11 protein-coding genes and 2 pseudogenes are annotated in these 16,642 nt (G+C 67.1%); 6 read left to right on the plus strand and 7 right to left on the minus strand.

Features of this window, described 5'->3' with window-relative positions; genetic code table 11:
- Positions 1-26: 26 nt before the first annotated feature.
- Positions 27-2,783: an exo-rhamnogalacturonan lyase family protein gene (locus OK349_RS14415; protein WP_265118487.1), complete on the plus strand. Its 2,757-nt coding sequence runs from the start codon at positions 27-29 to the stop codon at positions 2,781-2,783.
- 408 nt (positions 2,784-3,191) lie between these two features.
- On the opposite strand, the gene OK349_RS14420 is transcribed toward OK349_RS14415, so the two are convergent.
- The 6 genes from OK349_RS14420 to OK349_RS14445 form a co-directional block, all read right to left on the minus strand.
- Positions 3,192-4,721, minus strand: a complete 1,530-nt coding sequence (locus tag OK349_RS14420) for an MFS transporter (protein ID WP_265118488.1) — start codon at positions 4,719-4,721, stop codon at positions 3,192-3,194.
- Between the two features lie 64 nt (positions 4,722-4,785).
- Complete coding sequence (locus tag OK349_RS14425; protein WP_265118489.1) at positions 4,786-5,898, minus strand: beta-galactosidase BglB; 1,113 nt, start codon at positions 5,896-5,898, stop codon at positions 4,786-4,788.
- Positions 5,899-5,946: 48 nt separating this feature from the next.
- On the minus strand, positions 5,947-6,267 hold the full coding sequence (locus OK349_RS14430; RefSeq protein ID WP_265118490.1) for an L-rhamnose mutarotase: 321 nt from the start codon (positions 6,265-6,267) through the stop codon (positions 5,947-5,949).
- A gap of 84 nt (positions 6,268-6,351) precedes the next feature.
- Positions 6,352-7,311, minus strand: a complete 960-nt coding sequence (locus tag OK349_RS14435; RefSeq protein WP_265118491.1) for an alpha/beta hydrolase — start codon at positions 7,309-7,311, stop codon at positions 6,352-6,354.
- The gene (locus tag OK349_RS14440) at positions 7,311-8,531 is read right to left on the minus strand and encodes a rhamnogalacturonan acetylesterase (RefSeq protein WP_265118492.1); all 1,221 of its coding nucleotides are present in this window, start codon (positions 8,529-8,531) and stop codon (positions 7,311-7,313) included. Before OK349_RS14440 ends, OK349_RS14435 begins: the two co-directional genes overlap by 1 nt.
- A 90-nt stretch (positions 8,532-8,621) precedes the next feature.
- Positions 8,622-9,374 (minus strand): FadR/GntR family transcriptional regulator, encoded by a 753-nt coding sequence (locus OK349_RS14445; protein WP_306310665.1) that lies wholly within the window; start codon positions 9,372-9,374, stop codon positions 8,622-8,624.
- A 138-nt stretch (positions 9,375-9,512) separates the two neighbouring features.
- Here OK349_RS14445 and OK349_RS14450 point away from each other — a divergent pair, with 138 nt between their 5' ends.
- Positions 9,513-12,572, plus strand: a complete 3,060-nt coding sequence (locus OK349_RS14450) for a DUF4982 domain-containing protein (RefSeq protein ID WP_265118493.1) — start codon at positions 9,513-9,515, stop codon at positions 12,570-12,572.
- A 74-nt stretch (positions 12,573-12,646) separates the two neighbouring features.
- Here the strand turns inward: OK349_RS14450 and manD are convergent, their stop codons facing one another.
- Positions 12,647-13,855, minus strand: a complete 1,209-nt coding sequence (manD, locus tag OK349_RS14455) for a D-mannonate dehydratase ManD (protein ID WP_265118494.1) — start codon at positions 13,853-13,855, stop codon at positions 12,647-12,649.
- A 102-nt stretch (positions 13,856-13,957) separates the two neighbouring features.
- Here manD and uxaC point away from each other — a divergent pair, with 102 nt between their 5' ends.
- The 4 genes and pseudogenes from uxaC to OK349_RS14475 form a co-directional block, all read left to right on the plus strand.
- Positions 13,958-15,400 (plus strand): glucuronate isomerase, encoded by a 1,443-nt coding sequence (gene uxaC, locus OK349_RS14460; protein ID WP_265118495.1) that lies wholly within the window; start codon positions 13,958-13,960, stop codon positions 15,398-15,400.
- Between the two features lie 142 nt (positions 15,401-15,542).
- Complete coding sequence (locus OK349_RS14465) at positions 15,543-16,220, plus strand: RpiB/LacA/LacB family sugar-phosphate isomerase (RefSeq protein WP_265118496.1); 678 nt, start codon at positions 15,543-15,545, stop codon at positions 16,218-16,220.
- 9 nt (positions 16,221-16,229) lie between these two features.
- Positions 16,230-16,355, plus strand: a pseudogene (locus OK349_RS14470) (2-deoxy-D-gluconate 3-dehydrogenase); the annotation flags it as partial.
- A 160-nt stretch (positions 16,356-16,515) separates the two neighbouring features.
- Positions 16,516-16,642 (plus strand): annotated as a pseudogene (locus tag OK349_RS14475) (sugar kinase); the annotation flags it as partial.

Raw genomic sequence — 16,642 nt, forward strand, 5'->3', positions numbered from 1 at the left:
GAACAGTATCGATCTAGGAGGACGGGATGGCGGTCAGCAGGCGGGGGTTTCTGGCGCAAACGGCGTTGGGCGGGGCGGTCCTGAGCGTGCCGCTGGGCGGAGCGCAGGCGAAGGTCAGGCGGCCCGCGCCGGCGCTGGTCGATGCGCCGGTCCGCTGGCTCGACGGCGCGGCGCCCGCGCGGCACGACGGCCTCACCTGGGGCGTGCCTTGGCCGCGCGGGACCAAGCGCGCCGCGGCAACCTTCGCGCTGCGCGACGGCGACGGGCGCGCGCTGCCGGTGCAGAGCTGGACCACCGCGACCTGGCCCGACGGCTCGATCAAATGGACCGCGCACGCGATCCCCCCGGCGGCGATCCCCGGCGCAAGCGGGCGGGTGGGACCGGGCAAGCCGACAGCGCCCGCCGAGGCGGTGCGTGTGACGGAACCGGGCGATGCGATCGAGGTCGCGACCGGCCCGGTGCGCTGGCGGATCGCCAAAAGCGGCGAGAACATCATCCTTTCCGCGCATCGCGGCGAGACCGAGATCCTCCGCAATGTCGGCCTCGCCGCGACCGCGCAGGACCGGCCCGATAGCGACGGCGCGGAAACCATCACGACGCGCGCCTATCGCGGGCGCATCACGCGGGCGACGGTCGAGCAGCGCGGGCCGGTGCGCGCGGTGATCCGCGTCGAAGGTATGCATGGCGGGGAGGGACGCGAGTGGCTGCCCTTCTCGATGCGCCTCTATTTCTACGCCGGGTCGGAGGCGGTGCGCATCGTCCACAGTTTCATCTTCGACGGCGACGAGACCAAGGATTTCATCCGCGGCCTCGGCCTCACCGGCGCGGTGCCGCTGCGCGACCTGGCCTATGACCGCCATGTCCGTTTCGCCGGCACCGGCGACGGCGTGTGGGGCGAGGCGGTGCAGCCGCTCACCGGCCTGCGCCGCGATCCGGGCCGGCCGTTCCGCCAGGCGCAGGTCGCGGGGCTCCAGGTGCCGGCGGCCGAGACCATGTCGCAGGCGGTGCGCAGCGGCCTCAAATATATCCCCCAATGGGGCGATTTCACGCTCTCCCAGCCCAATTCCGACGGCTTCGCGATCACCAAGCGCACCAAGCCGGGACATGGCTGGATCGACGTCGATGCCGGGGGTCGGGCCAACGGCCTCGGCTTTGTCGGTGGCCCTTCGGGCGGCGCGGCGTTCGGCATGGGCGATTTCTGGCAGCGCTGCCCGGTGCGGCTCGACATCCGCGACGCCCACACCGACGCGGCGAGCTTCACCCTCTGGTACCACTCGCCCGACGCGCCGGCGATGGACCTGCGCTTCTATCACGACGGCATGGGGATGAACGACCACGCCGCCGAGAATGAAGGCCTCGACATCACCTACGAAGATTATGAGAAGGGCTGGGGCACCCCGCACGGCATCGCGCGGACGACCGAGTTCACGCTCTGGGCGCTGGGCGCCACCCCGCCGCGCGAGATCTTCGCGGCGATGGCCGGGACGGTGGCCAAGCCGCCGCGGCTGGTCGCCACGCCGCAGCATCTTCACGCCGCGGGCGTGTTCGGCGACTGGAACCTGCCCGACCGCTCGACCCCGGCCAAGCGCGCGATCGAGGAACAGAACGACTTCCTGCTGCGCTTCTATCGCGAGCAGGTCGAGCAGCGCCGCTGGTACGGCTTCTGGAACTATGGCGACGTCATGCACAGCTATGATGCCGACCGTCATGTCTGGCGCTACGACATCGGCGGCTTCGCCTGGGACAATAGCGAGCTCTCGCCCGACCTGTGGCTCTGGTACAGCTTCCTGCGCTCGGGCGACGCGCAGGTCTTCCGCTTCGCCGAGGCGATGACGCGCCACACCGGCGAGGTCGACGTCTATCATCTCGGGCGCTTCAAGGGGCTCGGCACGCGCCACGCGGTGCAGCATTGGGGCGACAGCTCGAAGCAGCCGCGCGTGTCGAACGCGATCTACCGGCGCATCTATTATTACCTCACCGCCGACGAGCGGGTGGGTGACCTCATCCGCGGCCTGCTCGACAGCGACCGCGCGCTGATCACCGTCGATATCGGGCGCAAGGTCGGCGCGCGCGCCGGTCCGCCCGAGCCGGGTGCGGGGGCGACGGTCGATTCCAAGCCCGGGCAGGGCGAGGTCTCGATGTCGTTCGGGACCAGCTGGTGCTCGCTGGTCGGGGCGTGGCTGACCGAATGGGAGCGCACCGGCGAGCGCAAGTGGCGCGATCGCATCCTCAACGGCATGACCAGTATCGCCGCGCTGCCCAAGGGCTGGTTCGCCGCCGGGGCGAATTTCGACCTCGCCACCGGGCGCTTCACCGGGCCGGGGGACAAGGTGAGCATCAGCCACCTCAATTCGGTGTTCGGCGCGCTCGAGATCAATTCGGAGCTGTTCGACCTGTTCGACGTGCCAGCGTACGAGAAGGCGTGGCTCGACTATTGCGTCGCGTACAATGCCCCGGCTGCGCAGTTCACCGCGATGACTGGGGCGCCGTCGCGCGGGCGCAATCTGCGGCAGGGCCATTCGCGCCTCACCGCCTTCGCCGCCAAGCACCTGTCCGATCCGGCGTTGGCGAAGCGCGCGTGGGAGGAGTTCTTCTCGGGCGACGCCGGGCTCGACATGGGCCTCGCCGCGCGCGCGAGGAAGATCACCGGGCCGGCGGTGCTGAAGCCGGTGGACGAGGCGCCGGTCTCGACCAACGGCACCGCGCAATGGGGGCTGGCGGCGATCCAGAACCTCGCGTTGGCGGGCGAGGCGGTGGAAGAGGTGTTCGCGGCGAGAAGCTAGGCAAGCCGAAATTCAGGATCCCGGACCGTCGATGGCGGTCACCCATAACGTCTTTGTGCTAGGGAATTTATAACCAAATAGGTTTTCACGTGGAACGCGTGCGCGGGGCGGAAATGTGCGGTTTTTGGGTCCAGGATGCGAACCGAGCGACGGGGAACCGGCGGGTGCGAGGTAGAACAAGTCGTGGCCGATGTTTGGTTTTCGGCTTTTCAGGGAGTTCATCTTTCCGCTGAAAAGGGCGAGGATGTCGAACGACGATGCCGCGATCGGACGGCGGGATCGGCGACGGCAAACGAAGCTGGATGTCGATTCCGTCCCAGGGCCGATCGCGAACCGCCGCCGATCGGCGAAGCCGGCGACTTTGCCGCCGCACCCTCGACAATCAGTTAGCGCTCGTCCTCGCCAGTGTCAGCGCTTTGCCGCGGCGGCGACCGGGTTGTTCCCCCACAGCTGATCGTAGCGCCAGCCCGACAGGTCCTCGACGATCGCGCGGTTCTCGACCGAGATGCCGGTCTCTCCGCGCTTGAGCCGATCGATCTCCGTCATCAGCACGTCATGCGTCGCCGAATTGAGCCTGAAGCGGCTCGAGACGAAGATGCCGAAGATCAGCATGCCGATGGTGCCGATGCCGAGCACCAATGCGAGGGTGAGGATCGCACCCTCGCTCTGCACCTTGGCGCCCGAGACGAAGCCGCCCGCGCTCATGATCGCGGTGACCCCGGCGACCGCGGCCGATTGCGTCAGCTTGCGCACGAAGGTCATGACGCCCGCGAACGCGCCCTCGCGGCGGCGGCCGGTGACGATCTCGTCGACATCGGCCATGTAGTTGTAGGTCGCCCAGGGGATGTAGTTGAGCGCGCCGCGGCCGAGCCCGGCAAAGATGATCGGCACCCACAGCAGCCAGTCGCCCGAGCGCACGCCCATGTTCCACATCACCAGCAGCGTGACCACGCCGATCGCGAAGCTGATCGCGGCGAGCTGATAGGCGCGCGACGGCGAGGAGCGCAGCGCGAGGTTGATCGCGATCAGCACCGCGACGAACTGGACGATGTACATCGTCCCGAGCAGCGAGGAGGCGACGGTGATCGATCCCGCCAGTGCGAACACCACGAAGAAGGTGAAGGCGGCGTTGAATACGTCCTGGCTGATATAGCCGCCGAGATACATGCCGAGATGGAGGCGGAAGGCGCGGATGCGCAATGTCGAGAAGAGGTTGCGGTAGAGCGCCTTGATCGCCGCGCCGACGCTGGGTTTCGCCTCGCCCGGTGGGCGCAGCGCCGCGACCTCGGACGGCGGCCGCTCCCAGCTCAGCAGGAACAGCAAGGCGGCGGTGATCATGAACAGGATCGAGAAGAGGATGCCCATGTAGAGGAAGGTGTCGGCGCTGTCCTTGCCGAGCGATTCGATCAGCATCGCGGGCAGGAAACCGGCGAGGATCGCGCTCGCCTGGGCGAAGAGGATGCGGATGCCGGCGAACTTGGCCTTGGTCTTGTAGTCCTTGCCCATCTCCGCCGCGAGCGTCTCGTACGGGATGATCTCCATCGCATAGACCAGCTCGAACAGGACATAGGTGACGAGGTAGAACCAGAAGCCCTGCCCGGCGATCCACATGATCGCGAAGGAGGGCAGCAGCGGGATCGCGGCGAGGATGAAGAAGCGCCGCCGCCCGAATTTCCGCCCGAGCCAGCTATTCCCCATATTGTCCGAGATGTGGCCGATGATCGGCGAGGCGATCGCATCGAGCACGCGTGCGACGGTGAAGATCAGCCCCGCTTGCCACGCCTCGAGCCCGCAGAAGGTGGTGTAGAAGAACAGCACCCACCCGCTGATGACCGCCATCGAGCCCGCGCCGAGGACGTCGTTCGCGCCATAGGCGGCGTAATTGTACCAGCGGACCGGGCGGGTGCCGGTGGGGGCAAAGGCGCCGGTGATGGCCATTTCATATCCTCTTCAAGCCACGGGGCCGCCTGCGCCTCTTACCGGACGCTGGGCGGCCGAAAGATCAGTCGCAGATGCGCAGGAATTCGGCGAGCGCCAGCACCGCAAGGCTCTGGCCATAGGGCATCGAGGTCAGCGGGATGTCCTTGTAGAATTGCAGCGTGTCGCCCATCGCGGTGCCGAACGAGACCTGGCGGAGTTCGCCGGCGTCGTCGATGTTCGCGAGCACGCCCTGGATCGCCTTGATCCCGACCGGCTTGTACTCGGCCGGCAGATAGCCCTTCCGCACCGCCTTCAGGATGCCATAGGCGAAGCCCGCGGTCGCCGACGCCTCGAGATAGCTGGTCGGGTCCACCACCAGCGTGTGCCACAGGCCGCCCTCATGCTGCGTCTCGGCCAGCGTCTTCACCTGCGCCGCGAGCGTATCGATCAGGAAAATGCGCAGCGCGTCGCCTTCGGGCAGGTCGAGGATCTCGATGATCTCGGGGATGGCGATCGTCACCCAGCAATTGCCGCGCGCCCACAAGGCTTCCGCGAAATTGTGGCGGCCGTTGAAGTCCCAGCCGTGGAACCACAGGCCGGTCTTCTTGTCGAAGAGATATTTGATGTGGACGAGGAACTGGCGCTTGGCCTCCTCGACATAATGCGGCCGGTCGAGCAGCAGCCCGATCTTGGCGAGCGGGAGCACCGACATCATCAGCGTGTCGTCCCACAGCTCGCCGGGATTCTCGTCATTATAGACGATGTGCTGGAAGCCGCCGTCCTCGGTCTTGGGCAGGCCGTCGGCCGCCATCAGCCATTCGGCCCATTCGTCGAGATAGGGGATGTTGGCCGGATCGGGCTCGCGCTCGTGGAGATAGGCGAGGGTGATGAAGGGCGCGACGGTGTTGATGTTCTTGGTCGTCTGACCTTCGGCGAAGCGGTCGGCGAACCACTGCTTGATGATACCGAGCGCCTTGGCGTCGCCGGTCTGCTCGTAATAGCGCCACATGCCGAACAGGCCGATGCCATGGGTCCATTCCCAGCCGGCCCAGCCCTTGGTGTCGATGATCCGGCCGTCTTCCAGATGCAGCAGGAATTCGCCGGTCTCGTCCTTGATGTTGACGAGATTGTCCATCAGCAGGTCGATCTTCGACGTCACCTCCAGGCGGTGAACGTCATGATTCAGGGCGGCCACTCAACTTCTCCTGTTCGATTGCATGCGGTTGCGCACCGCGCGGTTCATTCATGCGAGATGGAACATGGGCTCGAGCGGCCACTCGCGCGGCCGGTTGCCGGGCTCGACCTCCATGAGGTCGGCCATGTGGTCCCACCAGCGCCGCATCACGGGTTGGTCGGGGAGCGTGTCGCGCTGGTTGTCGGGGCTTAGCTTCAGCGTCGCGAACAGCGCGCCGGTCGCGGGGTCGAGGAAGATGCGGTAGTCGCTGATCCCCGCATCCTTGAGCAGCGCGACGAGCTCCGGCCAGATCTCGTCATGCCGGCGGCGATACTCCGCCGCCATGCCTGGCTTGAGCTGCATGCGAAACGCAAGCGCCTCCGGCTCCATCTGGCTCTCCTGTCCCCTTTGCCCCTATCCCTATGCCGCACGGGACGAGGCTTGAACAGTCATATTTTGAGAGTTGATCCCGTATTATGAGATCGAATCGAGCTTCTGGCGCCGCAGCCAGTCCTCGAACAGATCGGGCCAGAAATGGCCAGGGCCGGTGGGGTCGCCGGGCTTGCCGAATCCATGGCCGCCGACGTCGAACACGTGCAGTGCGCTCGGCACTTTCCTGGCACGCAGGGCGGAGAAGAGCATCAGGCTGTTCTCCGCGGGCACGGTGCGGTCGTCGGCCGCGACGGTGACGAAGCTCGGCGGCATGTCGGCGGGGATATTCTGCTCGACCGACCAGCGCGCGATCCGTTCGGGCGTCGGGTCCTGGCCGATCAGGTTGCGGCGCGAGGGAGCGTGGGCGTAGGGCGCGGTCATCGTGACCACCGGGAAGAACATGCCGGCGAAGTCGGGACGGGCGGGTGTCCGGTCGAGCGCGTCGAGCGGGGCGTAGCTGGTCTCGGCGAAGCGGCTGGCGAGGGTTCCCGCGACATGGCCCCCGGCCGAGAAACCGATCACCCCGGTCCTGACGCCGGGCCCGGCCTCGCGCGCGAGCATGCGGAAGGCGCGCTGCGCATCCTGGAACGGCGCGTCCGGGCCGGCCGCCCAGCCGTCATAGGGCAGGCGATAGATCAGCGTGCCGACGAGGAAGCCGCGGCTGGCGAGGAAGCGCGCCATGCCGCCACCGCTCGGCGCGGAGGCGACGCGTTCATAGCCGCCGCCGGGGGCCATCAGCAGCGCATAGCCGTTCGGTTTCACCGGGCGGACGATGCCGAGCGTCGGCTGAGTCACACCGTACCACGCGACATCCTCCGGCCCGGAGGTGGCGCTGCGCGGCACGGCGCGCTGCTGCACGGTGACCTTCTCGCCGCCGGGCGCGCGATCGGGCCAGAGCGGGACGATTTGCGCAGGGGCAAGGGCCGGGTCCGCGGCCTGAGCCAAAGCGGGAAGGGCGACGCTGGCAGAGCCGGCGGCGAGCAGGTTGCGGCGGTTGATCATCAATTCCCCTCCGGCCGGCGGTCGCTATGCAATCCGCTCGCAGGCAGCGCGAACTGCTCGGGCGGAAGCGGGCGCGCCGGGTCATAGCTTCGTGCTTCGGGCACGACATGCTGCGCGATGTCCGGCGCTGCAGCGCCGAGCCGCGACGCGACCATGCGCGCGAGCTCATAGGCGCCGTAGTTGTTGTGATGAGTCTTGTCCTTGCCGCCGTCGTTGAACGCGAGCGGCGCGCGCCCCGGGCCGAGCGCTTCGTAGAAGGCGATCGTCATCGGCGTGAGGTCGATCAGCGCGACGTCGTCCTCGCGCGCGACGCGGCGCACGGCCTCGGGGTAGTCGCCATGGCTCGGCTTGATCCTGCCCGCATCGTCGAAGTTGCGCCGTTCGGGCGAGGTGACCAGCACCGGCGTCGCGCCGCGGCGGCGCGCCTCAGCGACATAGGCGCGCAGATAGGCGGGGAAGGTGTTGGCCGGATCGGCATAGGTCTGCGGCCATTGCGCTTTCTGGTCGTTATGGCCGAACTGGATCAGCAGCACGTCGCCCTTGCGCATGTGCGACAGCGCCTTGTCGAGGCGCAGTCCGGTGAGGAAGGATTTGAGCGTCTCGCCCGATTTGGCGTGGTTGGCGACCGCGACCCTATCATCGAGGAAGCGCGGCAGCATCTGTCCCCAGCTCGCTGCCGGCTCGGCGCGCTGGTCGGTGACGGTCGAATCGCCGACGAGATAGAGGGTCGGCACGTCGGCAGGCTCGATCGCAACGCGGCTGACATGCTGCGACGCGCCGAGGAACTCGAGCGTCAGCCGGTCGTCCCAGGTCGCGGTGGCGGCTTCGCCGTCGGGCAGGCGAACGGCGGTGCCGCCGGGCGCGTTCTCGGGCGGCGGGGTCAGCTGCGGCGTGCGGATGTTGACGACGAAGCTGCGCGTCACGGTGCGGCCAGCGGGCGTGCGCACCGCTTCGAGCATCAGCCGCCGGGCTTCAGCCTTCACCGTGGTCTCCGAGGGCTGCTTGCCACCGAGCACGAGCGTCACCCGGTAATTGCCCTCGGGCAGCTTGACCGAAAAGCGCTGGGCGTCCTCCCAGCCATAACCGCGCATCGCATCGTAGGGCGTGTCGGCGGCAACCATGACATGGCCCTGGGCTGCGCGGTCGAACGCGAACCGCGCGGTCTGCGCGGCGGCAGGCAGCGCGAGCGACAAAGTGAGCATGGCGATCAACAATCTCATGGAGGTCCGCTCTGCGAAGGAAGCGCCGGTCGCGCCGTATCTGGTCAGGCCAATCCGCTATAGCTTCGGCCGCGCGTCAACCGGAATCGTTCATATCCCGGTCCGGGCCACCACCCGGCTGCGCTGCGCGTCGAAATCCGCTTCGGCCTGCTTCATCAGTTCGAGCCGGGTCGCATCGAGCAGATCGTCGGTAACGCGGCGCAAATGGCTGCGCATCGCCTCGCGCGCGGCCTGCGGATCATGCGCTTCGAGCGCCTCCAGAATGAGCCGGTGTTCGGCCACCCGCGGCATCACGCCTTCGCGGCGCGCCTGGGCGAACATGCGGATGCACAAGGGCGAGCGTTCGCGCACGTCCCACAGCGTCTCGATCGCGGAGCGGATCAGCGTGTTCCCGGTCGCCTCGGCGATCGCGAGGTGGAAACGCCGGTCGGCATCGACCGCCTCGGGCGCGTCGGCGTCATGCTCCATCACTTCGAGCAGATGCCGCAGCTCGGCCAGCGTCCCGCCATCGATCGAGGCCGCGGCGAGCGCCGCCGCCTCGCCCTCGAACAAGGTGCGCGCTTCGATCAGCTCGAACGCGCCGACGTCGAGCTCGGCCTCCGCATCACCGCGCGACGGCGGCGCCTGGGTCACGTAGATGCCCGATCCCTTGCGCGCCTCGACCAGCCCGCGCATCTCCAGCGCGATCATCGCTTCGCGGATCGTCGGGCGGCTGACGGCGAATTCCTCGGCAAGGTCGCGCTCGCTGGGCAGGCGCGCGCCGGGCGCGAAGCGGCCGTCGGCGATCGCGGTTGCGACCTGCTCGGCGATCCGCTGATAGAGTTTCTGGGCAGGCATCGTCATCGCCGCAATTTCCCTCACCGGCCGCGGCGAGACAAGCGAAAAGCTGCTCGACCATTTGGCCTTGCCAATTTGCGGCGGCTGCTCAACAATGTGAGACATTGTTCCGTATTGCGGAAAATGGACGAACGGGGAGGGTGTATGCGGAGTCTGGCGGCCGGCAGCTTGTTGGCGACTGCGGTGCTGGCGCCGGCGGGCGGGGCGCTCGCGCACGACGCCTCGCGCGTCGTGGCGTCGGACCGGCAGACCTACAATCTCAACCCCGGATGGCGGACGGTGACCGGCGACGTCGCGGGTGCCGAGCAGCCGGAGTTCGACGATGCCGGCTGGCAGCGCGTGACGCTGCCCAACGCCTTCAACGAGAAACAGGCGTTCGCGCGCGACATCCGCGAGCTTTCGACCGGCATCACTTGGTACCGCAAGCGGATCGCGCTGCCGGCCGGCGAGGCCGGGCGCAGGGCCTTCCTCGAGTTCGAGGGCGTGCGCCAGGCGGCCGAAGTGTGGGTCAATGGCGAGCCGGTCGCACTGTCCGAACATGGCGCGATGGCGTTCGGCGCCGATATCACCGATGCGCTGCGGCCGGGCGAGAATGTGATCGCGGTGCGGGTCGATAATGACTGGCGCTACAAGGAGCGCGCGACGGGCAGCGGCTTCCAGTGGAACGACCGCAACTTCAACGTCAACTATGGCGGCATCACCCGGAATGTCCGGCTGCATCTGACCGGCCCGGTCTATCAGACGCTGCCCTTGTGGTCGGGGCTCGGCACCATCGGCCAATATGTCTGGGCCGATCAGTTCGACATCCCGCGCCGTGCGGCGACGGTCCATGCGGAAACGCAGGTGCGCAGCGCGGCCGGCGCCGATCGCCGCGTAACGCTACGGGTCGAGGTGCGCGACCACGAGGGCAAGCGCATCGCCAGCTTCGACGGGACGCCGGCCGTGGTGAAGGTGGGCGAGACGCGCAGCCTGTCGGCTTCGCGCCGCCTGACCGGGCTCAATTTCTGGAGCTGGGGCTATGGCTATCTCTACACCGTCACCACCAGCCTGATCGAGAACGGCAAGCCGATCGACAGCGTCGACACCGTCACCGGCTTCCGCCAGACCAAATTCGCCGACGGCATGGTCGAATTGAACGGCCGCGTGATCCAGATGCACGGCTATGCCCAGCGCACCTCGAACGAGTGGCCCGCGGTCGGCGTCTCGATCCCGCCCTGGATCAGCGATTTCTCCAACGCGCTGCTGGTCGAGAGCGGCGGCAACCTCGTCCGCTGGATGCACATCGCGCCGTCCAAGCAGGACGTCGAATCCGCCGACCGTGTCGGCCTGATCCAGGCGATGCCGGCCGGGGACGCCGAGCATGACGTCGAGGGCCGCCGCTGGGAACAGCGCAAGGAGGTGATGCGCGACGCGATCATCTACAACCGCAACAACCCCTCGATCCTGTTCTACGAGGGCGGCAACGAGAGCATCAGCGAGGCACACATGGCCGAGCTGAAGGCGATCCGCGACCAGTACGACCCCAAGGGCGGCCGCGCGATCGGCTCGCGCGAGATGCTCGACAGCAAGACCGCCGAATATGGCGGCGAGATGCTCTACATCAACAAGAGCGCGAAGCACCCGATGTGGGCGATGGAATATAGCCGCGACGAGGGCGCGCGCGCCTATCAGGACGAGTTCACCCCGCCCTTTCACAAGGATTCGCCCGATTACAACCGCAACCAGGACAGCCACGCGGCCGAGGATGTCCGCCGCTGGTGGGACTATTACCGCGTGCGTCCCGGCACCGGGAAGCGCGTGAGCTCGGGCGGGGTCAACATCATCTGGTCGGACAGCAACACGCATTTCCGCGGCGACAACAACTATCGCCGCTCGGGCGAGGTCGATGCGGTGCGCCTGGCCAAGCAGGGCTTCTACGCACACCAGGTGATGTGGAACGGCTGGGTCGATCCCGAGAAGCACGCGACGCACATCATCGGCCACTGGAACTATGCCCCGGGCACGGTGAAGGACCAGATGGTGGTCTCGAACGGCGAGAGCGTCGAGCTGTTCCTCAATGGCCGCTCGCTGGGCAAGGGAGTGCGCAGCCATGGCTTCCTGTTCACCTGGCCCAAGCTCGCCTGGCAGGCCGGCACGCTGCGCGCGGTGGCGACGCACGCCGACGGCCGCAAGTCGGAGTACAGCCTGGAGACGGCCGGCGAACCAGCCGCGCTCAAGCTCACCCCGCGCACCAGCCCGCGCGGCTTCGTGATGGACGGGGCGGACATCGCATTGGTCGATGTCGAGGTGGTCGACGCCAAGGGCCGCCGCGTGCCGACGGCCTACAACAAGGTTTCGTTCGATCTCGCCGGTCCCGCCGAATGGCGCGGGGGCATCGCGCAGGGCGATTCGACCGGCAAGGTGCGGCCGGACAAGCCCGTCGCGCAGGAATCGATTCCCGGCACCACCAGCCATCCGGGCACCGCGCGCGGCGAGGACAATTATGTGCTGGCGCGCGAGCTACCGGTCGAAGCGGGCGTCAACCGCGTGCTGCTCCGCGCGGGAACGCAGGCGGGCAGCGTCCGGGTGATCGCGAAGGCCGATGGGCTGAAGTCTGCGGAGATCACCGTTCCCGTGGTGATGCCCAAGGCGCCGTCGGGCGGCCTCTCGCTCGATTTTCCCGAAGCGCATCAGCGCGGCCACCTCACCCGCGGCCCGACGCCAGCGACGCCGTCCTATCGCGTGACGCGGACGACTTATGTGCCGATCCAGGTCGCGACGGGCGGGAACCCCGCCGATGCCGGGCTTACGATCGACGACAACGAGCTGTCACGCTGGTCGAGCGACGGCAAGCCCGGCACGGCGTGGATCGAATATCGCTTCGACAAGCCGGTGACGCTCAGCGAGGTCGAGTTGAAGCTCGTCGGCTGGCGCACGCGCGCCTACCCGCTGCGCATCCTGCTCGACGGCAAGACTGTGTGGGAAGGCACGAGCGAGAAGAGCCTCGGCTATATCGGCGTCGCCTTCACGCCCGCGACGGGGCGGGTGCTGCGCATCGTCCAGACCGGACCAAGCGCCGATCGCGATGCCTTCGGAAACATCGTAGAGCTCAGCACCGCGCGGCAGGCGGGCGACACCGGCGCCAACGAAGTGTCGCCGGGCTGGCGGCTCGGCATCGTCGAGGCGGACTTCCACGGGCCGGTCGCGGCGCGCGGCAGCAAATAGCGAAAAGGGGGCGGGGCGGCTGACGGTAAAGGGGCAAAAGCCCTAGCCGCAGCCGCCCTTGCGCAGCGCCCCGCTCACCAGCTCCACATCGTTCCGTCCTCGAGCCGCGCGACGGGTAGATAGGCGGGCTTGTAGGGATATTTGGCGGCCAGCGTCTCGTCGATGTCGACGCCATGGCCGGGGGTCTCGCCGCAGTGCAGGTGGCCGTCCTCAAACCGGTAGTCGTGCGGGAAGACCGCGTCGGTCTCCTCGGAATGGCGCATATATTCCTGGATGCCGAAATTGGGCACCCAGGTGTCGAAGTGCAGCGCGGTGCCCATGGTGACGGGCGACAAGTCGGTCGCGCCGTGGCACCCGGTGCGCACCTGATAGAGGCTGGCGAGATCGGCGATGCGGCGCAGGTGCGTGAGGCCGCCCGCGCCGACGATGGTCGCGCGGATATAGTCGATCAGCTGGTTCTGGATCAGCTCCTTGGCGTCCCAGATCGTGTTGAAGATCTCGCCCACCGCAAGCGGGGTGACGGTGTGCTGGCGGACCAGCTTGAACGCCTCCTGGTTCTCGGCGGGCGTCACGTCCTCCAGCCAGAAGAGCTGATAGGGCTCGAGCATCTTGCCGAGATTGGCGGCCTCCTGCGGCGTGTAGCGATGGTGGCCGTCATGCAGCAGGTGATGGTCGAAGCCATAGGTCGCGCGCAGCTTGTCGAACAGCTTGGGGACGTAGTTCAACGACTTGCGCGTGTCCCAGCCAGTGACGCTGGGCAGCGCCGCATCGGCGGGCTCGTAATATAGGGTGCCGCGGCCGACCCCGTAAGCGTCCTTGATGCCAGGCACTCCGGTCTGGGCGCGGATCGCCTTGTAGCCCATGTCGATATAGCGGCCGACCGCTTCGACCGTCGTGTCGATGTCCGATCCGTTGGCGTGGCCATAGACCATCACCCGCTCGCGGCTGCGGCCGCCGAGCAGCTGGTAGAGCGGCATGCCCGCCATCTTGGCCTTGATGTCCCACAGCGCCACGTCGACCGCGGCGATCGCGCGCATCGTCACCGGCCCGCGCCGCCAATAGGCGCCCTTGTAGAGATACTGCCAGATGTCCTCGATCCGGCGCGGGTCCATGCCGATCAGGCAGGGGACGACATGATCCTGAAGATAGGAGACCACCGACAGCTCGCGGCCGTTGAGCGTCGCGTCGCCGATGCCGTAGACGCCCTGATCGGTCTCGATCTTGAGCGTCACGAAATTGCGCCCGGGGCAGGTTACGATGACTCGAGCGGCGGTGATCTTCATGATTTGATGCGTTCCAATTGATGCGGCAAAGATGCTTAGCATCTACCTTGCCAATATCAATGATATTGGTAAGGCCAAATTGCAGTTTTGAGGAGTTTCCCCATGCGTCCCCTGGCACTCGATCCCGACCGGCTGTTTCCTGCCGACCCGACGACGCGCGGCATCGCGCGGGGGCTGTATGCGCAGATCGCCGATCTGCCCATCGTCAGTCCGCACGGCCATACCGATCCGGCCTGGTTCGCCACCGATGCCGCGTGGGAGAATGCGACCGAGCTGTTCCTCGCGCCCGACCATTATGTCTTCCGCATGCTCTACAGTCAGGGCGTCGATCTCGACGCGCTGCGCGTGCCGCGGCGCGACGGGGTGCCGGCGACCGATCCGCGTGCGGCGTGGCGGCTGTTCGCGAGCAACTATCATCTGTTTCGCGGTACGCCCTCGCGGATGTGGCTCGACCATGTGTTCGCCGAGGTGTTCGGGATCGACCGGCTGCTCGATAGCAGCACCGCCGATCATTATTACGACACGATCAACGCGGCGCTGGCGACCCCGGGATACCGCCCGCGTGCGTTGTTCGAGCGGTTCAAGATCGACTTCCTCGCGACCACCGAGGGCGCTGACGACCCGCTCGAGCATCACGCGGCGATCCGCAAGTCGGGCTGGGGCGGCCGGGTCGTCACCACCTATCGCCCGGATTCGGTGATCGATGTCGAGCATGAGGCGTTCAAGGGCGCGCTCGAGGCGTTCGCCAACCTCACTGGCGAGGATGTGCACAGCTGGCAGGGCTATCTCGCCGCGCACCGCAAGCGCCGCGCCGACTTCCGCGTCGCGGGGGCGACCGCGACCGACCATGGCTTCGCCACCGCGCAGACCGCCAATCTCTCGGCCACCGAGAGCGAGGCGCTGTTCGGCCGCATCGTCGGCGGCAAGTGGGATGCGGCCGACGCCGAGCTGTTCCGCGCGCAGATGCTGACCGAAATGGCGAAGATGAGCGTCGAGGACGGGATGACGATGCAGATCCATCCCGGTTCCTGCCGCAACCACAATGCCGAGCTGTTCCACAGCCATGGCCGCGACAAGGGCGCCGACATCCCGATGCGCACCGACTATGTGCAGGCGCTGAAGCCGATGCTCGACGTGGTCGGCAACGAGCCCGACCTGACGGTGATCCTGTTCACGCTCGACGAGAGCACTTACGCGCGCGAGCTCGCGCCGCTCGCGGGCCATTATCCGTGCCTCCGGCTCGGGCCGAGCTGGTGGTTCCATGACTCGCCCGAGGGCATGCGCCGCTTCCGCGAGATGACCACCGAGACCGCGGGCTTCTACAACACCGTCGGGTTCAACGACGATACCCGCGCCTTCTTCTCGATCCCCGCGCGTCACGACGTCGCGCGCCGCGTCGACTGCGCCTTCCTCGCGCGGCTCGTCGCCGAGGGTCGGATGCAGGATTGGGAAGCCGCCGAACTCGCTTACGAGCTGACCAACGGCCTCGTGCGCAAGGCCTATAAGCTCGACAATTTTGCGCCTGCGACGCGCGAGGCGGCGTGACGACCGCATCGCTTCGCCTCTTACATCGAGACCTGATACCGGTTACCCATCGGATGTCGTGATTGCCGGCCATTGTCGCGCAACACCCAGGAATTCGCGCCGGCCCGCCATGCGGTCGAACGCTTGAAGAGGAACGAGAATCATGAAGATCGCGCTGATCACCGAGAATAGTCAGGCTGCCAAGAATGGCCTCATCCACGAGGCGCTGACGACGGTCGCCGAGCCGCTGGGCCATGAGGTCTTCAACTACGGCATGTATTCGGCCGACGACACGGCATCGCTGACGTACGTCATGAACGGCCTGCTGGCCGGCATTCTGCTCAATTCCAAGGCTGCGGACTTCGTCGTGACCGGCTGCGGCACCGGGATGGGATCGATGCTCGCCTGCAACGCGATGCCGGGGGTGTTCTGCGGCTTGGTCATCGACCCGACCGATGCCTTTCTGTTCGGCCAGATCAACGACGGCAACGCCATTTCCATGCCCTATGCGAAGGGCTTCGGCTGGGCGGCGGAACTCAATCTGCAGGATGTCTACCGCAAGCTGTTCGATGGCGAGCGCGGCCTCGGCTATCCCAAGGAGCGCGCCGAGATCATGCGAACGAATCGCGGCATCCTCAGGGACCTGAAAGCCGTGACCTGCAACGACATGCTGACCGTGCTCAAGAACGTCGACCAGGATCTCCTGCGAGCGGCGATCGCGGGTGAGAAGTTCGCCGAGTATTTCTATGCGAATTCACAGGACGATGCGATCAGCGCCTATCTGAAGGGCTTGTCCTCTCACGGCGCGCGCGAAGGCCATGTCGAACCCGCACTTGCCTGATCCCGATCGATGACCAGTCCGTTCGATCTTAGCGGCCGTGTCGCGGTGGTGACCGGCGCGAACACGGGCATTGGGCACGGCATTGCCTTGGCGCTGGCCGCGGCGGGCGCGGACTTGGCGTTGGTCGGGCGCTCGGCGGGGCTGCGGTGGACGGCGGCTGGCTGGCGCGCTGAGGCACGCCACCGGTACCGTTCGCCCTGAGCTTGTCGAAGGGCTGTTCTTCTCTTTAGAGCACCCGGAGAAAGACGGCCCTTCCCCCGGTCAGGTCCGGGGTCAGGGCGAACGGAGTTTTTAGATGACCAACGGCCCTATCGTCTGTTTCGGCGAGTTGCTGCTTCGCCTGACCGCGCCGGGGCGTGAGCTGCTGCTGCAGACGCCGCGGTTCGAGGTGGTGGTGGGGGGCGCGGAGGCCAATGTCGGGA

It is taken from the genome of Sphingomonas sp. BT-65, assembly GCF_026107375.2.
In the GTDB taxonomy this organism is placed as follows: Bacteria; Pseudomonadota; Alphaproteobacteria; order Sphingomonadales; family Sphingomonadaceae; genus Sphingomonas.